The organism is Photobacterium sp. GJ3 (genome assembly GCF_018199995.1).
GTDB lineage: Bacteria > Pseudomonadota > Gammaproteobacteria > Enterobacterales > Vibrionaceae > Photobacterium.
The window spans coordinates 1,568,009-1,590,969 of the sequence record NZ_CP073579.1; the positions used below are offsets into that span (position 1 = coordinate 1,568,009).

At 50.7% G+C, this 22,961-nt stretch carries 23 protein-coding genes and 2 pseudogenes; 15 read left to right on the forward strand and 10 right to left on the reverse strand.

The window, feature by feature from the left end:
- Positions 1 to 33: 33 nt before the first annotated feature.
- The 5 genes and pseudogenes from KDD30_RS23760 to KDD30_RS23780 form a co-directional block, all read right to left on the reverse strand.
- Positions 34 to 809, reverse strand: a pseudogene (locus tag KDD30_RS23760) (DeoR/GlpR family DNA-binding transcription regulator).
- Positions 810 to 903: 94 nt separating this feature from the next.
- A complete protein-coding gene (gene ugpC, locus KDD30_RS23765; protein ID WP_211651058.1) occupies positions 904 to 1,986 on the reverse strand; it encodes a sn-glycerol-3-phosphate ABC transporter ATP-binding protein UgpC in 1,083 nt (360 codons plus the stop codon).
- A gap of 46 nt (positions 1,987 to 2,032) precedes the next feature.
- On the reverse strand, positions 2,033 to 2,821 hold the full coding sequence (ugpE, locus tag KDD30_RS23770; protein ID WP_249199456.1) for a sn-glycerol-3-phosphate ABC transporter permease UgpE: 789 nt from the start codon (positions 2,819 to 2,821) through the stop codon (positions 2,033 to 2,035).
- Between the two features lie 128 nt (positions 2,822 to 2,949).
- Positions 2,950 to 3,831, reverse strand: a complete 882-nt coding sequence (locus KDD30_RS23775; RefSeq protein ID WP_211651061.1) for an ABC transporter permease subunit — start codon at positions 3,829 to 3,831, stop codon at positions 2,950 to 2,952.
- 70 nt (positions 3,832 to 3,901) lie between these two features.
- Complete coding sequence (locus tag KDD30_RS23780; RefSeq protein ID WP_249199457.1) at positions 3,902 to 5,170, reverse strand: extracellular solute-binding protein; 1,269 nt, start codon at positions 5,168 to 5,170, stop codon at positions 3,902 to 3,904.
- 413 nt (positions 5,171 to 5,583) lie between these two features.
- On the opposite strand from KDD30_RS23780, the gene KDD30_RS23785 reads away from it, so the two are divergent.
- The 9 genes from KDD30_RS23785 (at position 5,584) to KDD30_RS23825 (ending at position 13,654) form a co-directional block, all read left to right on the forward strand.
- Complete coding sequence (locus tag KDD30_RS23785; RefSeq protein ID WP_211651063.1) at positions 5,584 to 6,861, forward strand: GGDEF domain-containing protein; 1,278 nt, start codon at positions 5,584 to 5,586, stop codon at positions 6,859 to 6,861.
- 190 nt (positions 6,862 to 7,051) lie between these two features.
- Positions 7,052 to 7,270: a Flp family type IVb pilin gene (locus KDD30_RS23790; protein WP_211651065.1), complete on the forward strand. Its 219-nt coding sequence runs from the start codon at positions 7,052 to 7,054 to the stop codon at positions 7,268 to 7,270.
- Between the two features lie 4 nt (positions 7,271 to 7,274).
- A complete protein-coding gene (locus KDD30_RS23795; RefSeq protein ID WP_256449247.1) occupies positions 7,275 to 7,667 on the forward strand; it encodes a prepilin peptidase in 393 nt (130 codons plus the stop codon).
- A gap of 50 nt (positions 7,668 to 7,717) precedes the next feature.
- A complete protein-coding gene (locus tag KDD30_RS23800; protein ID WP_211651073.1) occupies positions 7,718 to 8,137 on the forward strand; it encodes a TadE family protein in 420 nt (139 codons plus the stop codon).
- Between the two features lie 64 nt (positions 8,138 to 8,201).
- A complete protein-coding gene (gene cpaB / locus KDD30_RS23805) occupies positions 8,202 to 9,218 on the forward strand; it encodes a Flp pilus assembly protein CpaB (RefSeq protein ID WP_211651078.1) in 1,017 nt (338 codons plus the stop codon).
- 14 nt (positions 9,219 to 9,232) lie between these two features.
- On the forward strand, positions 9,233 to 10,390 hold the full coding sequence (locus KDD30_RS23810) for a type II and III secretion system protein family protein (RefSeq protein WP_249199390.1): 1,158 nt from the start codon (positions 9,233 to 9,235) through the stop codon (positions 10,388 to 10,390).
- Positions 10,391 to 10,394: 4 nt separating this feature from the next.
- Complete coding sequence (locus tag KDD30_RS23815) at positions 10,395 to 11,498, forward strand: hypothetical protein (protein ID WP_211651080.1); 1,104 nt, start codon at positions 10,395 to 10,397, stop codon at positions 11,496 to 11,498.
- A gap of 33 nt (positions 11,499 to 11,531) precedes the next feature.
- Positions 11,532 to 12,791, forward strand: coding sequence for a CpaF family protein (locus tag KDD30_RS23820; protein ID WP_249199391.1), 1,260 nt, complete (start codon positions 11,532 to 11,534; stop codon positions 12,789 to 12,791).
- A complete protein-coding gene (locus KDD30_RS23825) occupies positions 12,788 to 13,654 on the forward strand; it encodes a type II secretion system F family protein (RefSeq protein WP_211651087.1) in 867 nt (288 codons plus the stop codon). The genes KDD30_RS23820 and KDD30_RS23825 overlap by 4 nt, the downstream gene beginning before the upstream one ends.
- A 119-nt stretch (positions 13,655 to 13,773) precedes the next feature.
- Here the strand turns inward: KDD30_RS23825 and KDD30_RS23830 are convergent, their stop codons facing one another.
- From KDD30_RS23830 to KDD30_RS23840, 3 genes are all read right to left on the reverse strand, one after another.
- The gene (locus KDD30_RS23830; RefSeq protein WP_211651088.1) at positions 13,774 to 13,947 is read right to left on the reverse strand and encodes a hypothetical protein; all 174 of its coding nucleotides are present in this window, start codon (positions 13,945 to 13,947) and stop codon (positions 13,774 to 13,776) included.
- A 186-nt stretch (positions 13,948 to 14,133) separates the two neighbouring features.
- Positions 14,134 to 14,397 (reverse strand): hypothetical protein, encoded by a 264-nt coding sequence (locus KDD30_RS23835; RefSeq protein WP_211651089.1) that lies wholly within the window; start codon positions 14,395 to 14,397, stop codon positions 14,134 to 14,136.
- 95 nt (positions 14,398 to 14,492) lie between these two features.
- Positions 14,493 to 14,756: a hypothetical protein gene (locus KDD30_RS23840; RefSeq protein ID WP_211651090.1), complete on the reverse strand. Its 264-nt coding sequence runs from the start codon at positions 14,754 to 14,756 to the stop codon at positions 14,493 to 14,495.
- 615 nt (positions 14,757 to 15,371) lie between these two features.
- Here KDD30_RS23840 and KDD30_RS23845 point away from each other — a divergent pair.
- The 5 genes from KDD30_RS23845 to KDD30_RS23865 all read left to right on the forward strand — a co-directional run bounded on the left by KDD30_RS23845 (position 15,372) and on the right by KDD30_RS23865 (position 20,906).
- Complete coding sequence (locus KDD30_RS23845; RefSeq protein ID WP_211651091.1) at positions 15,372 to 16,274, forward strand: type II secretion system F family protein; 903 nt, start codon at positions 15,372 to 15,374, stop codon at positions 16,272 to 16,274.
- Between the two features lie 48 nt (positions 16,275 to 16,322).
- The gene (locus KDD30_RS23850; RefSeq protein WP_211651092.1) at positions 16,323 to 17,033 is read left to right on the forward strand and encodes a tetratricopeptide repeat protein; all 711 of its coding nucleotides are present in this window, start codon (positions 16,323 to 16,325) and stop codon (positions 17,031 to 17,033) included.
- Positions 17,034 to 17,062: 29 nt separating this feature from the next.
- Positions 17,063 to 17,419: a DUF3613 domain-containing protein gene (locus KDD30_RS23855; RefSeq protein WP_211651093.1), complete on the forward strand. Its 357-nt coding sequence runs from the start codon at positions 17,063 to 17,065 to the stop codon at positions 17,417 to 17,419.
- Positions 17,420 to 17,513: 94 nt separating this feature from the next.
- The gene (locus KDD30_RS23860; protein WP_211651094.1) at positions 17,514 to 19,328 is read left to right on the forward strand and encodes a pilus assembly protein TadG-related protein; all 1,815 of its coding nucleotides are present in this window, start codon (positions 17,514 to 17,516) and stop codon (positions 19,326 to 19,328) included.
- Positions 19,329 to 20,441: 1,113 nt separating this feature from the next.
- Positions 20,442 to 20,906 (forward strand): hypothetical protein, encoded by a 465-nt coding sequence (locus KDD30_RS23865; RefSeq protein ID WP_211651095.1) that lies wholly within the window; start codon positions 20,442 to 20,444, stop codon positions 20,904 to 20,906.
- Positions 20,907 to 21,469: 563 nt separating this feature from the next.
- On the opposite strand, the gene KDD30_RS23870 is transcribed toward KDD30_RS23865, so the two are convergent.
- Together KDD30_RS23870 and KDD30_RS23875 are read right to left on the reverse strand one after the other, a co-directional pair.
- On the reverse strand, positions 21,470 to 21,805 hold the full coding sequence (locus KDD30_RS23870) for a hypothetical protein (RefSeq protein WP_211651096.1): 336 nt from the start codon (positions 21,803 to 21,805) through the stop codon (positions 21,470 to 21,472).
- 65 nt (positions 21,806 to 21,870) lie between these two features.
- Positions 21,871 to 22,164, reverse strand: coding sequence for a GIY-YIG nuclease family protein (locus KDD30_RS23875; RefSeq protein WP_211651097.1), 294 nt, complete (start codon positions 22,162 to 22,164; stop codon positions 21,871 to 21,873).
- A 553-nt stretch (positions 22,165 to 22,717) separates the two neighbouring features.
- Between KDD30_RS23875 and KDD30_RS24700 the strand changes: the two are divergent.
- Positions 22,718 to 22,959, forward strand: a pseudogene (locus tag KDD30_RS24700) (copper resistance protein NlpE).
- Positions 22,960 to 22,961 lie beyond the last annotated feature (2 nt).

Here is a 22,961-nt window from a genome sequence, read left to right on the forward strand (position 1 = left end):
GGGTCGGGTCTCTTTCGGTGGTAAAGGCCGCTTTTACACTGTAAATCCGTTGGTCGCTGCCCACAGCTGAACCTCGTGTTGATGGCACAGCGCCTCAATGGCCGCATCTGGCTGTTCAATAAACATGGCGCTCATTTCATGAAGCTGGCCGCTGATCACCGGGGCATAGCGACCCAGTTTGCTGGTGTCGGCGACCAGCCAGCATTGTTCACTCTGGGCAATAATGGTTCGGGAGAGCGCAGCTTCTTCCGGGCTGAAATCCAGCAATGCCCCGTTCTGGCCGAGCCCGCCGACACCAAAAACGCCGTACTGAATATAGAAGCGGCGGTAAAAATCTGTGGTGGCTTCCCCAACGGTATCCTTGTCTTTGGCTCTGAGTGTGCCGCCAGCCAAATGAATGGTGGCGTTTGGGTTCAGGCTGAGCGTCAGCGCGGCCTGTATATTATTGGTGATCAGTGTCAGCCCCGGATGGTCGAGCAATGCCTGTGCCACATATTTTGGCGTGGTGCCAATGCCCAGAAACAGGCTGCATCCTTCGGGCAGTTGGCTGGCGACCTGCCGTGCAATGGCCTGTTTGGCCGCGGAGTGCAGGGTGTCCCGGTTCGCAAAGGGTAAGTTATCCTGACTGCTGGGCAGGGTAATCCCCCATGGACACGGCGAACGAGGCCCAATTCATTCAGGTCGTTGAAGTCTTTACGAATGGTCTGCACCGAGACCTGACATTGTTCAACCAGCGTATTACTGGAGAGCACGCCCGGATGTTGCTGCAGATAGTCAAGAATCGCCTGCTGGCGGGCTGAGAGTTTCATGATGATGCTGGATGCTCCGGGTTGTGCTCTTTTCCTGAACGTCACGGGGTCCCCGCCTGCACGGGGACGACCACTGAATGCTTGGCGACTATTCTTATCCCGCTTTGGCCTGGCGTGGCTGGGGGGTCAGGCGTTGTCCTGTGCTATCGAATAAGTGTAGTTTGTCCGGATCGACATAAATCGTCAGCGATTCCTGCAGTGCCAGCGGTTGTTCCGGCGTCACGGCCGTAAACATCTGGCCAAGCAACTGACCATGGACCAGTTGGTTGGGCCCCAGCGGCTCCACAACCTGCACCGTCAGGCTGAGTTCCAACGGGTGACTGTTTGGCTGAAGACTGAGTTGCTCAGGACGAATGCCAATCGTGATTTTCTGATCCGGCAGATGCCCGTATTCAGGCAAAGCGTATTGCTGGCCGCTGTTCAGGGTGAAGACACCCGCAGATAAGCTGGCAGGCAGCAGGTTGATTGCCGGACTGCCAATAAACCGGGCGACGAATTCACTCTGGGGCTGATGGTAAATCTCGGCGGGTGTGCCGATTTGCTCGATTTTGCCCTGATTGAGCACCACAATGCGGTCGGCTAATGTCATGGCTTCAACCTGATCATGGGTGACATAAATGCTGGTGACGCCCAGTTCGCGTTGCAGCTTTTTGATCTCCAGTCGCATGTGGGCCCGCAACGCAGCGTCGAGATTCGACAACGGCTCATCGAACAGGAACAGTTTGGGATCCCGGACAATGGCACGCCCCATGGCGACCCGCTGACGCTGACCGCCGGAAAGTTTGGCTGGTTTGCGGTCCAGGTAGTCTTCAATTTTGAGGGTTTGAGCCACGCGACGGATTTGATGGTCGATGACTGCTTTTTGAACCCCGCGGTTTTTCAGGCCATAGGCCAGATTGTCATACACCGTCATATGCGGGTACAACGCATAGTTCTGGAACACCATGGCAATGTCCCGTGCGGCTGGTTTGATGTGATCCACGCGGCGGCCATCCAATTCAATACTGCCGCCAGTGATGCTTTCCAGCCCGGCAACCGAACGCAAAATAGAGGATTTGCCACAGCCGGACGGGCCAACCAGCACAATGAATTCTCCGGCTTTGACGTCCAGATTGATCCCTTTGACGGCCTGGTGTCCGTTGTCGTAGGTTTTGATCAGTTGATTGAGTTTCAGCATATTTGTCTCGTTATTCTGTTCCGGGGAGGCCGGGCCTCCCGCAGGGTTATTTTTCAGATTCCACCAGGCCTTTCACGAACCAGCGCTGGAAGAGAATGACCACCAGTACCGGCGGCAGCATGGCCAGAATGGCCATGGCAAAGGCATAGTCATAACGGGGCTGACGGGATTCGGTAATGTTGCTCAGAATCTGTTTGATGCCCATGACGATGGTGTTGTAGGTCTCATCTGTGGTGATCATGAGCGGCCACAGATACTGGTTCCAGCCCACCACAAACATGATGATGAAAATCGCGGCCATCATGGTTTTGGACAGAGGCAGCAGGATGTCGATCATAAAGCGCCAGGGGCCCGCGTTATCTAACTGCGCCGCTTCCAGTAACTCATCCGGAATGGTTTTAAAGAACTGACGGAAGAAGAAGGTGGCTGTGGCAGAGGCAATCAGCGGCAGGATTAAACCTGTATATGAATTCAGCATCCCGAGGTTCGCGACCACTTCATATGACGGGATGATGCGTACTTCCAGCGGCAGCAGCAAGGTGACGAAAATCAGCCCGAACCAGACACTGGCATAAGGCAGCCGGAAAAAAACCAGCGCATAGGCGGCCAGCATGGAAATGATAATTTTGCCGATGGCAAATCCCAGGCCCATCACCAGTGAATTGAAAATCATGGTGCCGGCATTCACGTCCTGACTGAAGCCCATGCTGCTTTGCCAGGCTTCCTGATAAATACTGGCAAGATGCTCGCCCGGCAGCCATTGCAGGCCATCGCGGATAATGGTGTTCGGATCATGGGTCGAACTGGCAAAAATCAGCCAGACCGGTGCCAGCATGAAGGCCACGCCCAGCAACAGGATCAGGTGATCCAGCCATTGGCTGCGGTGTAAGGACAATGATCGGGCGGATTCAGGCTGTATCGGTACGGCCACTGAATCGGGCGCTGTGGTGTCTGTTGTCTGCATCAGTAATGTACCTTTCTTTCAATGACACGGAACTGGAAGTAAGTGAGCGCTGACACCAAAATCAGCAGCACCACAGATTGCGCCGAGCTGCCACCGAGATCTGCGCCGATAAATCCGTCCTGAAAAACTTTGTAGACCAGTGTGGTTGTGCTGCCTCCCGGTCCGCCTGAAGTCAGGGTGTCGATAATCCCGAACGTCTCGAAAAAGGCGTAGGTCAGATTGATGATCAGCAGGAAAAAGCCGGTCGGGGCGAGCAGTGGAAAGGTGATGGTCCAGAAGCGGCGGCGGTCCGAAGGGCAATCCAGTGCGGCCGCCTCTTGGACGGAGTGAGAAATCGACTGCAATCCTGCCAGAAAGTAAACGAAATTCACTGAAACCTGCTTCCAGACCGAAACGATGATCAAAGCGACAGTGGCATCAAATGGATCGGTCTGGTAACTGAAATCCCACCCCAGCACCGCGAACATGGCGGTTAGGGTGCCAAAGTGCGGGTTGAACAGGAATCCGGCCATGATTCCGGCAATGGCGGGCGCAATGGCGTAGACCCAGGTCAATGTGAGTTTATACCCGCTCTGTCCGCGCCGGATATTGTTCGCTTTCACGGCCAGTAAGAGAGCCAGCCCCAGCGACAGCAGGGCAACGAGCAGCGAAAACACCAGGGTGAAGCCAATGGATTTGAGATATTCCGCCGAGCTGAACAGCATCTGATAGTTTTCAATGCCGATGAAGGTACTGGACAGTCCCCAGGGATCTTCCAGCATGAAGGATAAATAGATCGCTTGGGCAGCGGGGTAGAAAAAGAAAATCGTAATGATCAGGATCTGGGGGAGCAGTAAAAAATAGGGCACCCCAGTGTGTTGAAATTGTTGTCTGCGTTCCACGGTCTACTCAATGCAAATCAGAAGGATGAAACAGCGCGGCGAGTGTACCGCGCTGAGTGACAAAGCTGGCTTATTTCACGGTGCGGGCAAATCGCTTGAGTAAAACCGAGCTTTCTTTTTCGATGGTCTCGAAACTGTCTTCGACGGAGCGGGTGCCCGCAAAGATGTTATCGAATTCACGATGCATGACCTGCTGAATTTGCGGATAGAAACCCAGACGATAGCCTCGAGTCCAGTCACCACCGGGCAGGCTCAGCTGCTTCACACCAACTTCTGCATCGGGTTGCGCTGTGTAATACCCCGAAGCTTTGGCTTGTTCGTAAGCTGCTTCCGTCACGGGCACATAACCGGTCGACTTGTGCCAGAACACCTGAGTATCGGCTTTGGTCAGATAATGGAAGAAGCTGGCTACTCCTTTATCTTCCGCCTTGGGATGACCATTCAGTGCAAAGAGTGCGGCACCGCCAATGAAAGTGCGGCCAGCGTTGTGGTTCACCGCATCCCAGTACGGCAGATAGGTGGTGCCCAGTTTGAATTTCACCCGGTTTTTCAGGCCCCCGAACGAGCCGGAAGAACCCATCCACATCGCCACTTCCTGACGTTCAAACGGTGTCTGGTTGGCATCCCAGTCTGAGCCGTAATATTTGTAGTAACCTTTGTCCTTCCATGCTTTCAGTTTGTTGAAATGCATGCGCATGTCCGGCGTATTGAACATCAGCTTGGTGGCCGGGCCTTCATAACCGTTATTTTTATCGGCCAGCGGCAGGTTATGGCGGGATTTGAAGTTCTCGAACATGATCCAGGGCGTCAGTGACTGGGAGAAACCGGCGTAACCGGCGTCTTTCAGCCTGGCTGCGACCTGCTCCAGCTCTTCATACGTTTTTGGCGGCTGGGCACCAATTTTGCTCAGAATATCTTTGTTGTAGTACAGCACCGGTGTCGAGCTGTTAAAAGGCATGCCAATCATCTTGCCCTGATTATCGGCGTAAAAGTTGCGAACACCGGCGATATAATCCTTGCTGTTAAAATCGTACCCAGCACTGACCAGAATGTCCTGAACCGGTTTGGCGACACCCGGTGCATTGATGATGGTGGCGGCACCCACATCCGCAACCTGCAGAATATTCGGGGACTCACCTGCACGGAAGGCGGCAATACCTGCAGTCAGTGTTTCGACGTAGCTCCCTTTGTATACGGGGATCACGCGATAGTCTTGCTGTGATGCATTGTATTCTTTTGCCAGCTGGTTGACGGTGTCACCCAGCTCCCCGCCCATCGCATGCCACCAGGTAATGTCTGTGGCTGCCCATGCCGAGCCAGCAAAGCTGGCACCTGTCATCGCGAGCAAGAGTGCACGCGCCGTCCTGAATTGGTTCATACCGTTTCCCTGTTCCATGTGATTCGAAATGACTGTTAACTTTCGGGTGAAAGGCTTTGGCTTTCGTTAGCGGTATAGTGCTGAGGTTGTATTGCAGTTTGGTTGATATGGGGTGTCATTTTGATGACAGTCGAATTGAATGTGACATCTATGGTTGAGGTTTCAGCCGAATGGGATGTCGGGAAAGTGTGATGCCCACTCCGTATCATTGAAATTTCATTCATTCTATTTTGGTAATTCTTAACCCCCTGAACTAGGTTAAATTTTGTTAACCATGAAAAAAACACCGGGCATATCCGGGAAGTGCCTGGTCAGTAAGACTGATTCGACAGACAGATATCCCTCTGAAACACAAACGGAAGTGTGTCATTATCATGAAGTTGTTGGCGTATAATCTGGGATCCGTCATTGATGAGGCCGGTAGCCTGAGTGCATGGGTTGCCTCATGGACGGAAGTTTTCTCACTTCACGTTTCTTTACCTTTGTTCTGGCTGGTCCTGGCGTTGCTGGTTCTGGCATCTCTGTTATTGGCTGTGGTCAGTCTGGTCTGGAAACGCAGTTACCGCCGCGCCAAAATTCATCGTGAACTGGCCCGGGCAAATCAGCGGATGAGTCTGGCAACCTCTGTCGCCGGAATCGGTGTCTGGGAGTGGGATGTCAGCCGCGATTCACTGCAGTGGAGTCCTTATCTTTATGATCTTTACGGGATCCGGGTGGGCAGCCGATTAGAGTTGAATGACTGGATCATGCGGCTGAAAACCGGTGACGGCGAGAAGATCCTGCGTTTAAAACAATTGGCCGGTAAGAATAAGCAGCAAACCCTCATCATCGATATGATCGATCCCATCGACGGACAACCCAGAGTCCTGGAACTGGTGGTTCAGGGGCTGGTGAATGACGGTTCCCGTTTAATCGGCACCCAGCGGGATATTTCAGATGTCATTGAAAGGCAGCGCAAGATGGAACAGGCGGCCTTGCTGGATAAACTGACCGGATTACCCAATACCCGCGCATTAAACCGGGTGCTCAAAGCGGCATTTGCAGCGCCGGATGTTGAAAACAAAGTTTTTGGATTGATGTTTATTGATCTGGATGGTTTTAAACAAGTCAATGACATGCTCGGGCATGATGTCGGCGATGCCTTATTGCTGCATGCCTCAAAGCGGATGCGGGGTTGCTTGCGCGTGGAAGATGAAGTGTTCCGGATTGGCGGCGATGAATTCGTGGTTTGGGTGCCGCTGGGGGAATACGCAGTCAAAATCCATAAGCCAGACAAAGATCCTTTGTTTGAAGATGAAGATTCGGAGCGGCGTGAACCCATGATTTTACCCTGGGGCGATAACGATGAAGAGCTGACCTACCGGATGGAAACCATTGCAGAAAAGTTGCTGCATACACTGACGGAACCGTTCAATTTTGGGGAGAATCAGTGTCGTGTCTCTGCCAGTATCGGGATTGCCCGATATCCATTTCATGCATCGGACGCGCAAAAGTTACTCAAGCTTGCAGACTCGGCCATGTATCAGGCCAAACGCAAGGGAAAACGGCAGTTTGCCCATTATGATCCCACCGTGGATCAAATGGGGGAGCAAAGCCAGACGCATCCCTCCATGCCTCCTTCCGACGCAAAGCGAGCCGTCGGCTTGGAATAAGTGTCATAACAATGACATGACGATCCTTTTTTAATCACAATGCATCATAAAAAAGTATTGGTTATGCAAAAAAAGTAATAGAAAAGTTGTAATTTTTTCACACAAATTTTTTTCAGATTCTAATATTTGAGACAGAGAGACGTGAAAGTTGCAATTCAGCAATGTCTAATTGAAGCGTAGAGGATGTCCCATGAAATATTTAACATTAGCTTGGATTCAGTGCAGCCATCTTTTCCACCGTTTGATGAAGGAAGAAAAAGGGGCGTCTGCCATTGAGTATGTGTTGATTGCTGCTGTGATTGTGGGAGCTGTCAGTTTATTAGATTTGAATACATTGATTAGTGATGCTGGTACCCATTTAATTAATGTGGTGAAATCTGCGGGAGTAAGTACAACTGCTGGAAATTAATATTATATTCGTTTTATTCATGATTGTTTTATCATGTTTCGATCTAAAGTATATGAAGGTTCCTAATTGGACACTGATTTTATTAACGTTTTTTGTTGTGGTTTTTCGATATTTTGAATGTAAAGATTGTTTTTTATATGGCGTTGATTTTAGTGCTGTTATTTTTGTTGCGTTAATCACATTACCTGGATTAATGGTATCCGTATTTGGTGCTGCAGATGTGAAATTGTTGCTTATTTTGTCATTTGCATTTTCATTTTCTCAAATGCTTAATTTATTATTTTACTCTTTTATCGCTTTTGCTCTCTATTGGTCGTTGTTTGCGCGTGGCCAGAAAGAAGCGCCCTTTGTCCCGAGCATCTTAGTTGGAATGGTTGTCACACTATGGGTTGTTTAAATCAGTGTAGGTTAAGGAATCTTAAGCGTTTTCAAACGGGGGCTGCTGCTTTGGAAACCATTCTTCTGATGCCTGTGATTTTAATGCTGCTTTATGCCATCGCACAGTACAGTCTTATTTTTCTCTCCATTCAATTATTTAACTATGCCGCAGAAGAATCGCTCCGGAACAGCATTTCTTATGTTGATGAAAATTGTTACTACGGTGGCAGTTGTGATGTCGATGATTTGAAAGTTCATATTACGTCTTCTGCTGAAGCGATTATCTCGAGTTATACCGGTTCTGAAGGGAATCTCGGCAAATTATTTGGTCAAACACTGGATGCATCAAGTTTAGAGATTGACCCGGATTCAAATAATTTTTGCTGTAAGGTCACCATCACCTATAACTATAAACAGCATCCTTTTTTACCATCCTTTGGTTTACCGGTGCCGGATGAATTGAAATCAACGGCAACTCTGAATTTGTAGAAAATCAGGACGTATTTCTGCAAATGACATCAGGGATGTCATCGCGGAAGAGAGAGGGACAATCATGCAGGGACGCACGTTAAAAATAGCGGCTGCCGTACTTTTGGCGCTGGCATTGCTGATTGGCTGGTATGGCGTCACCTTGAGTGGCCGTTCCGCCACGGTCACTGCAGTGCCTGCGGTGACCGTCGAAAAGCCGAAAACCACAGTCTGGACCTTTGTAACAGATATTCCGCAAAACGCAGTGCTGGATGAAGCAATGCTGGTGCCTGTTCAGGTGTCTGACGCCACGGCTCAGGACATCAACAATGTGACCCCTTATCTGGGGCGGCAATTCAAGCATGAGGTCGCGCAAGGCGCCCGTCTTCAGGCAAGTATGTTGCAAGGCCATCTTCCGATCGCACAATCCCTCGCACCGGGTTACCGGGCCATTGCGATTCAGTCCAGCGACCTCACCACGGCGGGCGGTCATGTTCATCCGGGATACCGGGTGGATGTGATTTATCTGGTCCGTGCCAATAAAGAATCCGGTGAGAACAGTACGGCCCGACGTATTCTCAGCAATGTTGAGGTGTTGGCTGTCGGGGATGAGCTGAGCTTTGATGGCAAAGAGACGGAAAAAAAGGTGAATGATAAAGCCAGAACCGTTGTGCTGGCAGTGCCTGCCAGTGATACCCCGCAATTAATGCTGGCGGAAACCACAGGTCAGTTACGACTGGCAGTGGTCGGCACCAAAGATCAGGTGCCTGACGTCGTGATTCCGTCTGAATCAGACAGCTTGCTGGCGCAGTCGCCAGTGCCGAATCTTGTGCCTCAATTCAAAATTTCTTCACAGAAAACGGTCAGCACAATGCCGGTGATCCCCAGTGCGATGACGACAGCACCCAGCCATTCAACGGTCAAAGAACCTTTGTCCGGCAAGTCGGATGACAGCTATGTGATTTCGCTGAAAACACTGGGCGGCTATCGCGAAGCAGAAGTGGAAGTGAAGAAACCCACGCCGGTGAAATACCGTTATGTTGCTCCTAAGGTAGAAGTCTATCAGGGAGAGAAACGAACTTTGGTTCGCACCAGTCATTGACAGGGAGAGTGTGAATGCTGCGTTTTATTCAGGGATTATGTTGGATGACCGGCCTGGTTGTGATGTCGATGGTGCAGGCTCAGGATTTTCAGTTAGATGTGGGCCAGCAGGTGACGGTTCATTCCGGCCAGCGGATTCAGCGGGCTGCCGTGGGTGAGCCTTCGGTTGCCGGGGTCAAAGTGCTGAGTACAACCCAGCTGCTGGTAACAGGGAAAACAACCGGGACAACGTCGCTGATGGTTTGGGAGCGGGGAAGTGAGGAGCCGGTCCGACACCGGATTTCGGTGAATCCGGGCGGCGTGGCGACAAGCAATGTGCAGGTGCAGACCGATATCAAAGTGGTTGAAGTCAGTAAAAGCGCCCTGAAGGAAGCCGGATTCTTTTTCGGCAAGCAGGGCACCGGCGGTACTTTCTGGGGAATCGGTAATAACAGCGCGATCACCGGTGCCAGCTTCAATGGGTTCCGTGGCAGTTTTCTTGCCAGTGGGGATGCCTTTAATCTGGTGATCGGGAATGTGGCGGATAACTTTTTGGCCACGGTCAGCGCACTCGACAGTAACGGCTTTGCCTACACTCTGGCCGAACCCAGCTTAGTCACCATGTCCGGTCACACTGCGACTTTTCTGGCCGGTGGGGAATTTCCTTATCCGAAAAGCACCAATGATGATGATGTCACCATTGAGTTTAAAGAATTTGGGGTGCGGTTAAATCTGACCCCGACGGTGATGTCAGGCAATCGCATTATGCTGAAAGTGGCACCGGAAGTCAGCGAACTGAACTATGCCCAGGGCGTCCAGGCTGCGGGCGTCGTGGTTCCGGGTTTGTCGGTACGGCGCACAGACACCACGGTTCAGTTAGGCAATGGCGAAAGCTTTGTGATCAGTGGCCTGGTCAGCCGGAATACCATTAAAACGGCCAGTCGTTTTCCGGGGCTGGGGGATATTCCAATTCTGGGCGCATTTTTCCGTTCCACCCGTCTGGATGAAAATGACAAAGAACTCATGATGGTTGTGACCCCGCATCTGGTGAAGCCTTTTGCCAGCAACGCACCGTTACCGCCACTGCCGGGTGAAATGTATCGTCAGTTCCGTCCTAATTTCTTTGAACTGATTTTTCTGGATGCAGAACCCAAAGCACTGCCTGTCAAAATGGGCTTTGCCGGGGAGGGTTAAGACGATGCAGCTCATGGCTTATACCGCAGATCATCACGCAAAACTGGCCGTTACAGAAGCCATCCCGGATGGCTGTACGCTAAGCTGGATCGACGACCCGGAACATCTGAACTCCAGCCAATCCTGGCGGCAGACCCGTATTCTGATTCTGGTTGCAGCGGACTGGCCGATGCCGGAGATCGACAGTTTGATGGATAGTTTTGCACCGCGCCATGTCATTCTTGTGGATTTAACCCCGGAAGCGCACTGGCATGGGATCCAGCAAAGTCAGACGGTTCGGCAGCACCTGCACTGGTGTGAACTGGAAGGGTTGACGGCACAGATTAACCACCTGACACAGATGCAATCTCTGGACGCCACTTCACGTCTGGCGCTGTTGTCTTCCCGCAATGACTGTGACGGTGCCTTACTGAGCATCGCAACGGCCTGGCACCTGCAGCACAAGCACCAGCAGGATGTTTTATTGCTGGATTTAGGGCGTCCCTTCAGTGACGTGTGCGAGTATCTGGGTGCCAGCCCCCGGCTGGATTTTATGGCGTTGCTGGAGAAAAAAGACTTTCTCAGCCCGGACTGGCTGGATGCGCAAGAACTGGCGATGGCGCCGGGCATTCATGTCATCGGAATGCCCGAAAGCGACAATTATGGCGCTGTGACCATGGAAGCCCTGATTGAAGTGATGGATTTGCTGGAAGCGAGATACGGCAATATCGTCATGAATCTCACCGGTATGCCGCCCAGCCCGTTACTGTTTTTCTTGCTGAACCGCTGCGGGCAGCACTGGCTGCTGTCAGACCAGAAAAACGTCAGCCTGAAAAGCAGTTGTGAGCTGGCAGAGTCGCTGTATCAGCAGGGAGTACGACCCGGCAGCGTCAATCTGGTGCTGGCGCCGTATTCTGCAGAAGTCCTCCCCAGTCGGGAAGTGATTGAAAAACAATTGCCGATTCTGGTTCGGGGGGAACTCCCCTACAGCTTTCCGATCATCACCGATATCAATGCCAGTGCGCTGCTGCCGCCCAGCGGAGAGTTCAAACTCTTTACCAAAGCTGTGGACAAGCTGATGTGGCTGTCGTCTGAACGCTCGCGCTGGCATTTTTCGCTGGGGTGGTAAATCACTGAATTTCCCTCGAATCAAGGAGTGAGTATGGGAAACGAAATGGAGTGGCCAAGCCGAGAACTGGTGATCCAGCAGGAAGAATCGTCGCTGGCATTAAAAGCGGAGCTTCACCGCTACATCATTGAACAGCTGGAAGAAGATGGCCTGATGTTTGAAATGGACCGTCAGGAAATGCAGCCGCATATTCATGACTATGTGCGTCAATATTTCCAGCAGCATAAAGAGCTGAATCAGCGCCAGAACCTGAATGAGCTGGTCACTGAGCTGTTGGATGAAATTGTCGGATTCGGGCCATTGCAAAACCTGCTGGACGACCCGACCATCGACGATATTCTGATTAACGGTTCCAAACAGATTTATGTGGAACGAAGCGGCCAGCTCAGCCGCGTTCCCTTGCGTTTCATGAACGATCAGCACATCTTGCGGGTCATTCGCCGGATGATCGCTCCGATTGGCCGCCGGATTGATGAATCGAATCCGATGGTCGATGCCCGTTTACCCGATGGCAGCCGGATTAACGCAGTCATTCCGCCTCTCTCGATTGACGGCCCTTGTCTCTCGGTTCGGAAATTTAAAAAAGAAGGTCTAAATGCAGACACGCTGATTCAGAATGGTGCCATGAGTGTTGCCATGCATCAGCTGCTGAAAAAATGTGCGCAGGCCCGGTTTAACATCCTGATCAGTGGGTCCACCGGCTCCGGGAAAACCACATTGCTCAATATCCTCAGTCACTATATCAACACGGGCGAACGGGTTGTTACCATTGAAGATGCCGCCGAACTGCAACTGAGAAATGGCCACGTGGTACGGCTGGAAACCCGTCCGCCCAACTCGGAAGGTCAGGGAGAAGTCACCGCGCGGGATTTGCTGAAAAATGCCCTGCGGATGCGTCCGGATCGCATCATTCTGGGGGAAAGCCGGGGGGCGGAAGTTTTGGATGTACTTCAGGCGATGAATACAGGCCACCAGGGCTCGATGAGTACCTTGCATGCCAACTCACCGCGTGATGCCCTTGTCCGTCTGGAAATGATGGTGACTCTGGCTGGCTTTACTTCAACTGAAGCCCTGATCAAGCAAATCATTGCAACGGCTGTCGATATGATTGTTCAGGTGTCCCGGTTACCCAGCGGCAAGCGAGTCATTACTCACATTGTAGAAGTTCAGGACGTTGCCGATGGCAAAATCCGGATTCAGGAACTGTATCGCTACAACCTCCAGACGGAAGATTTCATGACGGTAGACGCCATGTCTGTCCATCTGCGCAAAAAGCTTGGAGAAGACGGATGAACAGCCTGATCGTCATTGCCATGCTGTTACTGTTCACCAGCTGTGTGCTGATGGTGATTGCGACACGAAAAAGTCAAGTGCCTGCCAGTCAATCGCCCAAAACAGCGCAAAAGGCACAAAAGGTCCGGGGGAAAGATCGGGCGCTCGAAACCTGGCAGCGGCTGGGATTGAGCACAAGTCCTGTGATGCTGGTGCTTTATGCCGCTTGCATTTTATTCGGTCCTTTCCTGCTGGCCCGTATGACGGGCATCAGCGGACTGGGGCTGGGTCTGGCAGGGAGCGTGGGGCTGATTTTGCTCTTGGGGCAAATCCGGAAAAGTAATACGCGTCGTAAAATTTTGCAGCAACTGCCGGGATTTATTGATCACATCAACCGCCGGATTCATGTCGGGATGTCACTCAATAAAGCCGTCGAACATGTGCTGCAGGCAGTGAACGATCCGCTGCATTCCGTGGCAGAACGTGCCGTGAATCGCTCTGCATTGGGAACAGAGCTTTATGATTCCTTTCAGAAAGAAGCCCAGCTCACGGGCGTGAAAGAATTCGCACTGCTGGCTTCCGTGTTCAAAGTGAATCATCAGTTTGGCGGCAGTGTCTCGGCGGCCTTGGAACATTTGGTTGAGCTGTTGCACCAACAGGAACGCAGTCAGCGTGAGTTGAAGTCCTTAACCGGGGAGACCCGGGTCACCGCTTGGGTGATGGGGCTGGCTCCGACAGGCATGGCCATTTTCATGCTGGTCTCTAACCCAGAACAACTTCTGACGATGTGGGCAGATGAAACCGGCAGACAGGCTTTGATTGTGGGTTTAGGAGCGCAGGCCATGGGCGCGCTGGTCCTCTGGCGAATGATTCGGTCTTTATAGGATGGCGCTTGAAGGACAGGCATGGGACTTCAGCCGTCATGCCCGCGCAGGCGGGCATCCAGCGCCGTTGATGCGCCAAAGCAACGATTGGCACTTGGGATTGAAACAGGCACGGGAATTCAGCCGTCATGCCCGCGCAGGCGGGAATCCAGTGACGTTGATGCGCCAAAGCAACGATTGGCACTTGGGATTGAAACAGGCACGGGAATGCAGCCGTCATTCCCGCGCAGGCGGGCATCCAGCGCCGTTGATGCACCGAAGTAACGATAGGCACTTGGGGTTGAAACAGGCACAGGACTTTAGCCGTCATTCCCGCGCAGGCGGGAATCCAGTGACGTTGATGCACCGAAGTAACGATAGGCACTTGGGGTTGAAACAGGCACGGGAATTCAGCCGTCATTCCCGCGCAGGCGGGAATCCAGTGACGTTGATGCACCGAAGTAACGATAGGCACTTGGGATTGAAACAGGCACGGGAATTCAGCCGTCATGCCCGCGCAGGCGGGAATCCAGTGACGTTGATGCACCGAAGCAACGAGTGGCACTTGGGTTTGAAACAGGCACGGAATTTCGGCCGTCATGCCCACGCAGGCGGGAATCCAGCGCCGTTGATGCACCGAAGCAACGATTGGCACTTGGGGTTGAAACAGGCACGGAATTTCGGCCGTCATGCCCGCGCAGGCGGGCATCCAGTGACGTTGATGCACCGAAGTAACGAGTGGCACTTGGGATTGAAATAGGCACGGAATTTCGGCCGTCATTCCCGCGCAGGCGGGCATCCAGCGCCGTTGATGCACCGGAGCTACGAGTGGCACTTGGTTGACAACAGGCACGGGACTTTAGCCGTCATGCCCGCGCAGGCGGGCATCCAGTGACGTTGATGCACCGAAGCAACGATTGGCACTTGGGTTTGAAACAGGCACGGAATTTCGGCTGTCATTCCCACGCAGGCGGGAATCCAGCGCCGTTGATGCACCGAAGCAACGATTGGCACTTGGGGTTGAAACAGGCACGGAATTTCGGCCGTCATGCCCGCGCAGGCGGGCATCCAGTGACGTTGATGCACCGAAGTAACGAGTGGCACTTGGGGTTGAAACAGGCACGGAATTTCGGCCGTCATTCCCGCGCAGGCGGGCATCCAGCGCCGTTGATGCACCGGAGCTACGAGTGGCACTTGGTTGACAACAGGCACGGGACTTTAGCCGTCATGCCCGCGCAGGCGGGCATCCAGTGACGTTGATGCGCCGGAGCTACGAGTGGCACTTGGGATTGAAACAGGCACGGAATTTCGGCCGTCATTCCCGCGCAGGCGGGCATCCAGTGACGTTGATGCACCGAAGCTACGATTGGCACTTGGTTGACAACAGGCACGGAATTTCAGCTGTCATGCCCGCGCAGGCGGGCATCCAGTGACGTTGATGCACCGAAGCTACGATTGGCACTTGGGTTTGAAACAGGCACGGAATTTCAGCTGTCATGCCCGCGCAGGCGGGCATCCAGTGACGTTGATGCACCGGAGCTACGATTGGCACTTGGGGTTGAAACAGGCACGGGACTTCAGCCGTCATTCCCGCGCAGGCGGGAATCCAGCGCCGTTGATGCACCGAAGTAACGAGTGGCACTTGGGTTTGAAACAGGCACGGAATTTCATTTGGGCGTTGTAATGACAGTTTTGATGTTTTAGAAGCGCGAAACAGAAGTACAGGCAGGGAAAGCGTATGACAACCACAGCTTATCTGATTATCACCAGCCTCTTGTTCAGCATCGTCGGTGCCGGGCTGCTGTTTTGGTCAATGAAACTGCAAAAAGCACGCAGTGTTGAAGACAACCTGGCGAAATCACTGGGAAAGCCGCGTGCCGGTGAACGTGTCATCCGTGGTGGGCAGCGCCTCTGGGGCAAGACCAAACGAAGCAACGCAACCTCCCTGAATGACATTCTGGAGATGATGCGAAAAGCGGGTTACATCTCCAACCGGGAGCAGACGCTGTGTATTTTCCGTCTGGCTGCAGTGTGGTGCGCCATTCAGCTGGTTTTTGCCAGTCAGCTGATTCAGGCCGATGCCTCAGCGAATCACAAAATCAGCCTGATGCTGATCAGCGCGATGGGCACCGCTTATCTGGTCATTCAATGGCTGAAGAAAAAAGCCGTGAAACGGACACAGATGATTGAAGAAGAGCTCATTATCGGCCTGCAGGTGATGAAAATTTTATGGGATGTGGGTCTGTCGCTGGAAAGTCTGCTCCGAACCTTATCCCGCGAATTATCCGAGCTGACCCCGGAGCTGAACAAGGAACTCAAACTGGCGCTCAGTAAAATTGAAGCCGGGCAGGAGCGGGCTTCCGTCTTCAGTGAAATCGCCCGCGTGAATGATTCGGCAGGCATGCAGGACTTGCTGACCATGCTGGCACAGGTGTCTGAAACCGGCGGGAATATGTCAGCGTCTCTGAATCAGTTATCCGTCTTACTTCAGGACAGAAGACGCACTCAGTTACAGGAAAAAGTCACCAAACTGTCCGGCAAAATGTCGGTGGTCATGATGGTGTTTCTATTTCCTGCACTCTTTGTGGTACTGGCGGGGCCGGGAATGATGGCGTTGATTCAGGCGATTGGTGGCTCGTGAGCCCGTGGTGATGAGCACAGGAATCAAGAACAGGACAGGGATGACATCATGAGAAGTAGTCAAACATATCGCACCGTCTGGCTGAGCGGATTGCTCGTTGCCTTACTGGCCGGTTGCAGTGCCTCACCAGAAGAAGAAAGTGCCAGGGTGACGGCGAATAAGCCGGTTCAGTCCGGCGCCTGTGGTGAAACGCTGATCGCGAAAGACGGCATGAAGCTGTCGATGGTGAAGCAACAGATCGATCAGGGCCAGTATTATCTGGCGCTGGCGTCGCTGGATGAACTGAAAGAGGATGGCCTGAGCGTCCAGATGATGCGGGCAGACAGCTACCGGAAACTCGGTAAATGGGACGAAGCAACCCGGCTTTATCAGGGGATGGTGAAGACGTGTCTGGCCGGGGATGCTTATCACGGTCTCGGGCTGATTGCGTCTTATCAGGGCCACATGGAAGACGCCATGAAATGGATGGAAAAAGCAGCAAAAGCAGCGCCCGTGGAAGCCGATGTCCGGAATGACTTTGGTTTTCTGCTGCTGGTTACCGGGCAAGATCAGAAAGCCCGGGATGAACTGATGACGGCGCTGGAATTGAATCCGCAGCATCAGAATGCGGCTAAAAATCTGTGGTTTGTGTTGCTGAAAACCAATCAGAAACAGGCTGCCGCGACTCTGGCATCCCGTTTCGAGTGGAGTGAATCTGAACACCGGGAAATGATGGATGCAATTTCTGTATTTAAACCCCTGCAGCTGGATCCATCTTAACGGAACCGCGTGGGGAGAGGAGTGACGTGATGAAAGGAATGAAGCAAGTACTGATGGCGGCTTTGGGCACAGCATTTCTGGTTGGCGGGGCTCAGGCTGCGACGTTCCCGCCGAAAAAAGTGAATCCGGACCCTGTCCCTGAAACGCACGGTGAGATCAGCGCGTATCCGGAAAGTTCGAAAGTGGTGCTTAAGCCTGTGGTGAAACATGAGCGGAAGAATATGACGCAGCTTTGGCTGAACATGCAGACCCGTGGCCAGATGGCGACGTCACAAACCGATACATTAACGCCGGAAGCCGCCAAAGCCACTCAGGAGCGCATGCAGCAAAGCTTCAGTCATCCAATTCCGGATAAATTCATTAAAGATAAATTCGGTGGCAGCTGAACCAGGATTCGGATGCCCGCACAGGCGGGCGTCTGATGATTGAAGGCGAACACCGAACCCAAGCTGTCATTCCCTGCTGGGAAGGAGCGAAATTATGTTACGTTCATCTGGATCTTTTCATCGTCTGTCATCGCAATCCCGCCAACGCGGCGCCGTCGGCGCTGGCTTGATTCTCCTGATGTTCAGCATGGTCCTGTTCTTGTCTCTGGCCGTCGACACCGGCCGACTGTACATGGAAAAGCGCCAACTGCAGAAACAGGCAGATCTGGCCGCACTCAGTCTAGGGCGAGGGGCTTGTTATATTGATGGGGTTAATAATAAGGAAGCCTTAGATACACTCGTGAAACAGAATTTGGCTGCTAATGGGTTCGATACGGATACTCAGAATCCGATAATTGAGTATGGTGTAGCCCAAATCAACAGTAATCAATGGGATTTTGACCCAACCAGTACGAAAGTCCAAAGTGCCGGCAAAGTGACCATTAGCAAAACCGTTCCTGCGAGCCTGATTACGCAGATCACGAGATCTGGTGACGTAACCCTGAGTGCATCGGCTGCGGTTTATAAGCGAATGTCTGTTGGGTTTGGGATTGGCTCTTCAACGGCTAGATTAAGCCCAAATGCTGGATTGATTAATGCTTTATTAGGTTCAGCACTTCAGGGCAGTTTAAATTTAGATGTGGCTTCTTATCAGGGATTAGCAAATACTGAGATAAAGCTAGGTGGCCTACTGTCTGCAATGGATGAAATGGGGCTTCTTACAGTGGAATTATCTGCTGGTACTTTAGATCAAGTGTTGAGTACAGATATTTCAGTTGCGGAGCTGATTCAAGCCAGTATTGATGCAGTTGCGTCTCATAGTGTATTAGATGCAACTGTACTGCCAGCACTGTTACAACTTGATAGTCTTGCTCAGGTTTCAGGGTTAGACCTTACGTTATCAGAAATATTGGTATTATCTGCTGGTTCCGATGCAATGGGTGGTGAAATCCGCCGAGCAGCACTAGCTAGTCATATTGCTTTATATGATTTAATTACGGGAGCTATTTATGCGGCGAAAGGTTCAAATGCAATTGTAATTGATAGTTTGAATGTTGACACGAATGGTTTATTAGGTCTGGGCTTATTGGGGTTAACAGTTGATGCAACCATAATTGAGCCGCCGAAATTTACTGTCGGTGTTTTACCCGTTATTGAGGGAGCCTCAGGCACAAGGGTAGAAACAGCTCAAGTTCGATTGAAGGTAGGATTAGATTTACCTCTAACTGTACTTAGTCTTCCTGGAATTTTAGATACAGAGTTAGCTCTGGGTCTAGCTGTGGACGCAGCGAAAGCTGAAGCAGAGTTGTTAGATATGACAGATTGTAATCAAGATGGCTATCAATTGAAATTTGGTGTGAAACCATCATTAGCTTCTGTGAAGATTGGGAGTAAAGATGATGTCGAGCAGCCTGCTAAGCTTTCAGCTACGGTTCTTTCAGGTGTTGTTGGCGTAGATATAAAACTTAGTGCAAATATCTCAAAGCCTGATGTTTCTGATGATTATTCTATATTGATAGTGGATGCAGAACATGGAGAAATCCCAGGGGTATACCCAGTTACAGAGAATGTTTCTGAAAATTTAGATAGTTTACTTTCTAATGAATCGCTAATTGATGTCGACTTTAAAATAACTAGCGGTCTATTGCTGTTAGGAATGGTTTTTAACCAGTTAGGTTTAGATGATGCAATAGAATTTCTTATTGATGACGTAGTTGGTGGACTCATATCAAGTTTATTATCTCCAGTGATTTTGTTAGTGACTCAGCAAGTATTAGACCCGTTATTGAATTTGCTGGGTATCCAAGTCGGTACAGCAGATGTCTTCGTCACATCCATCGAGGTTGATGGCGGTAATTTGATCCAATAATGATTGTCGTAAGTTTTAACTTCGGTGTTTTATGGATTTCCGCCTGCGCGGGAATGACGGAATTGAGTATTTTGATGTGGTGTGAATTGTTATGGAATGACGAGCTTGAGTGTGTTTATTGTGTCGTAAATACTCCATCTATCATCATCAAGACGACGGGATTTTAAAAACTTACTCACAACAGAAAATACCAACCACTTGTCATTCCCGCGCAGGCGGGAATCCAGTGACGTTGATGTGCTGGAGCTTCGTCTGAGTAATGTGAATGATTCGACAGAATGACCTGAATCGTGCTGTGACATTATCTGTTTCATGATGGTTATCGCGTGCTTTTAACCAGACGAATTATGGATTCCCGCCTGCGCGGGAATGACGGGATTGAATGTATTTATTATGTCGTTAATATTCTATATACTATCACCAAAATAACGGGGTTTTAAAAACTTACCCGCTACAGAAAATATCAACCACTTGTCATTCCCGCGCAGGCGGGAATCCAGTGACGTTGATGCGCAGGCGCTTCGTTTGGGTGCTGTGAACGATTCTATAGAATGGCCTGGACCACGTTGTGACTTTATCTGTTTCATGATGATTGTCGTGTGCTTTGAACCCGGCGCCTTATGGATTCCCGCCTGCGCGGGAATGACGGACTTGAGTATTTTCGACATGAAGGGAAGTTGTTCTGTAATGACGATCTTGAGTATTTCTGATTTTTTTGAGTTGCTCAGAAATGACGGTTTTTCTGTGTTTATTCTGTCGTGAATATTCTATCTTTCATTACCAAAATATCGGGATTTTAAAAAACTTACCCACAACAGAAAATGCCAAACTCTTGTCATTCCCGCGCAGGCGGGAATCCAGTGACGTTGATGTGCTGGAGCTTCGTCTGAGTAATGTGAATGATTCGACAGAATGACCTGGACCATGTTGTGATTTTATCTGTTCAATGATGATTGTCGTGTGCTTTGAACCCGGTGTTTTATGGATTCCCGCCTGCGCGGGAATGACGAAATTGAGTATTTTCGATGTGGGGGGAAGTTGTTCGGGAATGACGGAATTGAGTATTTTGATGTGGTGTGAGTCGTTCTGGAATGACGAGCTTGAGTGTGTTTATTGTGTCGTAAATACTCCATCTATCATCATCAAGACGACGGGGTTTTAAAAAACTTACCCACAACAGAAAATGCCAAACCCTTGTCATTCCCGCGCAGGCGGGAATCCAGTGACGTTGATGCGCAGGCGCTTCGTTTGAGTGCTGTGAATGATTCTATAGAATGGCCTGGACCACGTTGTGATTTTATCTATTTTATGATGATTGTCGTGTGCTTTGAACCCGGTGTTTTATGGATTCCCGCCTGCGCGGGAATGACGGAATTGAGTATTTTGATGTGGTGTGAGTCGTTCTGGAATGACGAGCTTGAGTGTGTTTATTGTGTCGTAAATACTCCATCTATCATCATCAAGACGACGGGATATGAAAAAACTTACCCACAACAGAAAATGCCAAACTCTTGTCATTCCCGCGCAGGCGGGAATCCAGTGACGTTGATGCGCTGGAGCTTCGTCTGGGTGCTGTGAACGATTCTATAGAATGGCCTGGACCACGTTGTGACTTTATCTGTTCAATGATGATTGTCGTGTGTTTTTAACCCGGCGCCTTATGGATTCCCGCCTGTGCGGGAATGACGGAATTGAGTATTTTCGATGTGGGATGGAAATGCGAGAGAATGACGAATTTTAGTATTTTCGATGTGGTGTGAGTCGTTCTGGAATGACGAGCTTGAGTGTGTTTATTGTGTCGTAAATACTCCATCTATCATCATCAAGACGACGGGATATGAAAAAACTTACCCACAACAGAAAATGCCAAACCCTTGTCATTCCCGCGCAGGCGGGAATCCAGTGACGTTGATGCGCTGGAGCTTCGTCTGGGTGCTGTGAGCGATTCTATAGAATGGCCTGGACCACGTTGTGACTTTATCTGTTTCATGATGATTGTCGTGTTCTTTGAACCCGGCGCCTTATGGATTCCCGCCTGCGCGGGAATGACGGACTTGAGTATTTTCGACATGAAGGGAAGTTGTTCTGTAATGACGATCTTGAGTGTGTTTATTGTGTCGTAAATATTCTATTTTTCATCATCAAATCGACGGGATTTTAAAAAACTTACCCACAACAGAAAATGCCAAACCCTTGTCATTCCCGCGCAGGCGGGAATCCAGTGACGTTGATGCGCTGGCGCTTCGTCTGGGTGCTGTGAGCGATTCTATAGAATGGCCTGGACCACGTTGTGATTTTATCTGTTCAATGATGATTGTCGTGTGTTTTGAACCCGGCGCCTTATGGATTCCCGCCTGCGCGGGAATGACGGACTTGAGTATTTTCGACGTGGGAGGGAAATGCTCGGGAATGACGGACTTGAGTATTTCCGATTTGAGGAAAGTTAAGCGGAGATGTCGGCTTTGAGTATTTTTCATGTGCGGGAGTTGTTCATGAATGAAGGCATTCTAATCAGATGAATTGTTGACCTTCCGGGAAGATATCATCCTGCAATTTCAAGGAAGAGATCTCGCCAGCAGGGATTCTTCTGTTCAATCAGATTGATCTTCCATTGCCGCCGCCACTTCTTCAATTGTTTCTCCCGCAAGATAGCTGAGGTCATATTTTCAGCGATTTCAAAATAAACAAGACGATGAACCTGATGTGCTTTGCTAAAGCCATCTGCCGTATCAGTGCGATGTTGCCATACACGTTTGATTAAATTACTTGTCACACCAATGTATAAAGTTCCATTTCGTTTGCTGGCAAGGATATAAACACAAGGTAATTTAACCATGTTGATTCGCTGGAATGATGGAGGATGGGCTATATGAAACGAAGACATCTCAATGATGCAACCCCTTTTGCTGATGAAAGAACCTGTCGCGAAGATGATTGTGCAACAACAATCTCAGGTTTCACGTTTTACGGATCCACGACACGGAGCACCTGAAGTGCCCGCCAGCCTTTTCTGTTTGACTGCGGCGTGATTTTTCGGGCACTTTTTTGTGTAACGCGAGTCCAAGTTCTCAGAAAACATCTGATGGGCGCTTGTATGGCGGTCAGGTGAGTTGAGTTTTTCAGGAGAAACTATGAAAACGAAGCGACTGTTATCTCTGGCGATTGGATTGGGACTGGCGGCGATACTGGCAGGTTGTGATCAACCAAACTCGGATCAGGCTGCTGTACAAGATGAAGCACAAACGGCGGTTCAGGCAGAGGAGCAAACGCAATCTGTTTATGTGGACACCGACCATAATGCCCGGAATTCTCTGGATTGGAATGGCACCTACGCGGGCACGATTCCCTGTGCAGATTGTGCCGGGATTGAAACGGTGTTGGTTCTGGGGATGGATGGAACCTTTGAATTGACGGAAACCTATCTCGGATACGAAGAAGACGGTCAGTTCCGTCATCAGGGGCATTTACCTGGAATGACGCGGGTAATACCATCACTTTAACCAATGACAGCGGGGATGATATTCAATTCTTCGTTGGCGAAAACCAGTTGTTCAGGCTGGATCGGGAAGGCAAACGCATTACCGGCAATCTGGCTGACATGTATGTGCTGCAAAAACAACACGCACAATAATC

What these genes read in the sequence shown, in the direction of transcription:
- ugpC (WP_211651058.1), bottom strand. Translation starts at nt 1,986, where the DNA reads ATGCTGAAACTCAATCAACTGATCAAAACCTACGACAACGGACACCAG.
- ugpE (WP_249199456.1), bottom strand. Translation starts at nt 2,821, where the DNA reads ATGCTGGCACCGGTCTGGCTGATTTTTGCCAGTTCGACCCATGATCCG.
- KDD30_RS23780 (WP_249199457.1), bottom strand. Translation starts at nt 5,170, where the DNA reads ATGACAGGTGCCAGCTTTGCTGGCTCGGCATGGGCAGCCACAGACATT.
- KDD30_RS23785 (WP_211651063.1), top strand. Translation starts at nt 5,584, where the DNA reads ATGAAGTTGTTGGCGTATAATCTGGGATCCGTCATTGATGAGGCCGGT.
- KDD30_RS23790 (WP_211651065.1), top strand. Translation starts at nt 7,052, where the DNA reads ATGAAATATTTAACATTAGCTTGGATTCAGTGCAGCCATCTTTTCCAC.
- cpaB (WP_211651078.1), top strand. Translation starts at nt 8,202, where the DNA reads ATGCAGGGACGCACGTTAAAAATAGCGGCTGCCGTACTTTTGGCGCTG.
- KDD30_RS23810 (WP_249199390.1), top strand. Translation starts at nt 9,233, where the DNA reads ATGCTGCGTTTTATTCAGGGATTATGTTGGATGACCGGCCTGGTTGTG.
- KDD30_RS23815 (WP_211651080.1), top strand. Translation starts at nt 10,395, where the DNA reads ATGCAGCTCATGGCTTATACCGCAGATCATCACGCAAAACTGGCCGTT.
- KDD30_RS23820 (WP_249199391.1), top strand. Translation starts at nt 11,532, where the DNA reads ATGGGAAACGAAATGGAGTGGCCAAGCCGAGAACTGGTGATCCAGCAG.
- KDD30_RS23825 (WP_211651087.1), top strand. Translation starts at nt 12,788, where the DNA reads ATGAACAGCCTGATCGTCATTGCCATGCTGTTACTGTTCACCAGCTGT.
- KDD30_RS23845 (WP_211651091.1), top strand. Translation starts at nt 15,372, where the DNA reads ATGACAACCACAGCTTATCTGATTATCACCAGCCTCTTGTTCAGCATC.
- KDD30_RS23850 (WP_211651092.1), top strand. Translation starts at nt 16,323, where the DNA reads ATGAGAAGTAGTCAAACATATCGCACCGTCTGGCTGAGCGGATTGCTC.
- KDD30_RS23855 (WP_211651093.1), top strand. Translation starts at nt 17,063, where the DNA reads ATGAAAGGAATGAAGCAAGTACTGATGGCGGCTTTGGGCACAGCATTT.
- KDD30_RS23860 (WP_211651094.1), top strand. Translation starts at nt 17,514, where the DNA reads ATGTTACGTTCATCTGGATCTTTTCATCGTCTGTCATCGCAATCCCGC.
- KDD30_RS23870 (WP_211651096.1), bottom strand. Translation starts at nt 21,805, where the DNA reads ATGAAAAATACTCAAAGCCGACATCTCCGCTTAACTTTCCTCAAATCG.
- KDD30_RS23875 (WP_211651097.1), bottom strand. Translation starts at nt 22,164, where the DNA reads ATGGTTAAATTACCTTGTGTTTATATCCTTGCCAGCAAACGAAATGGA.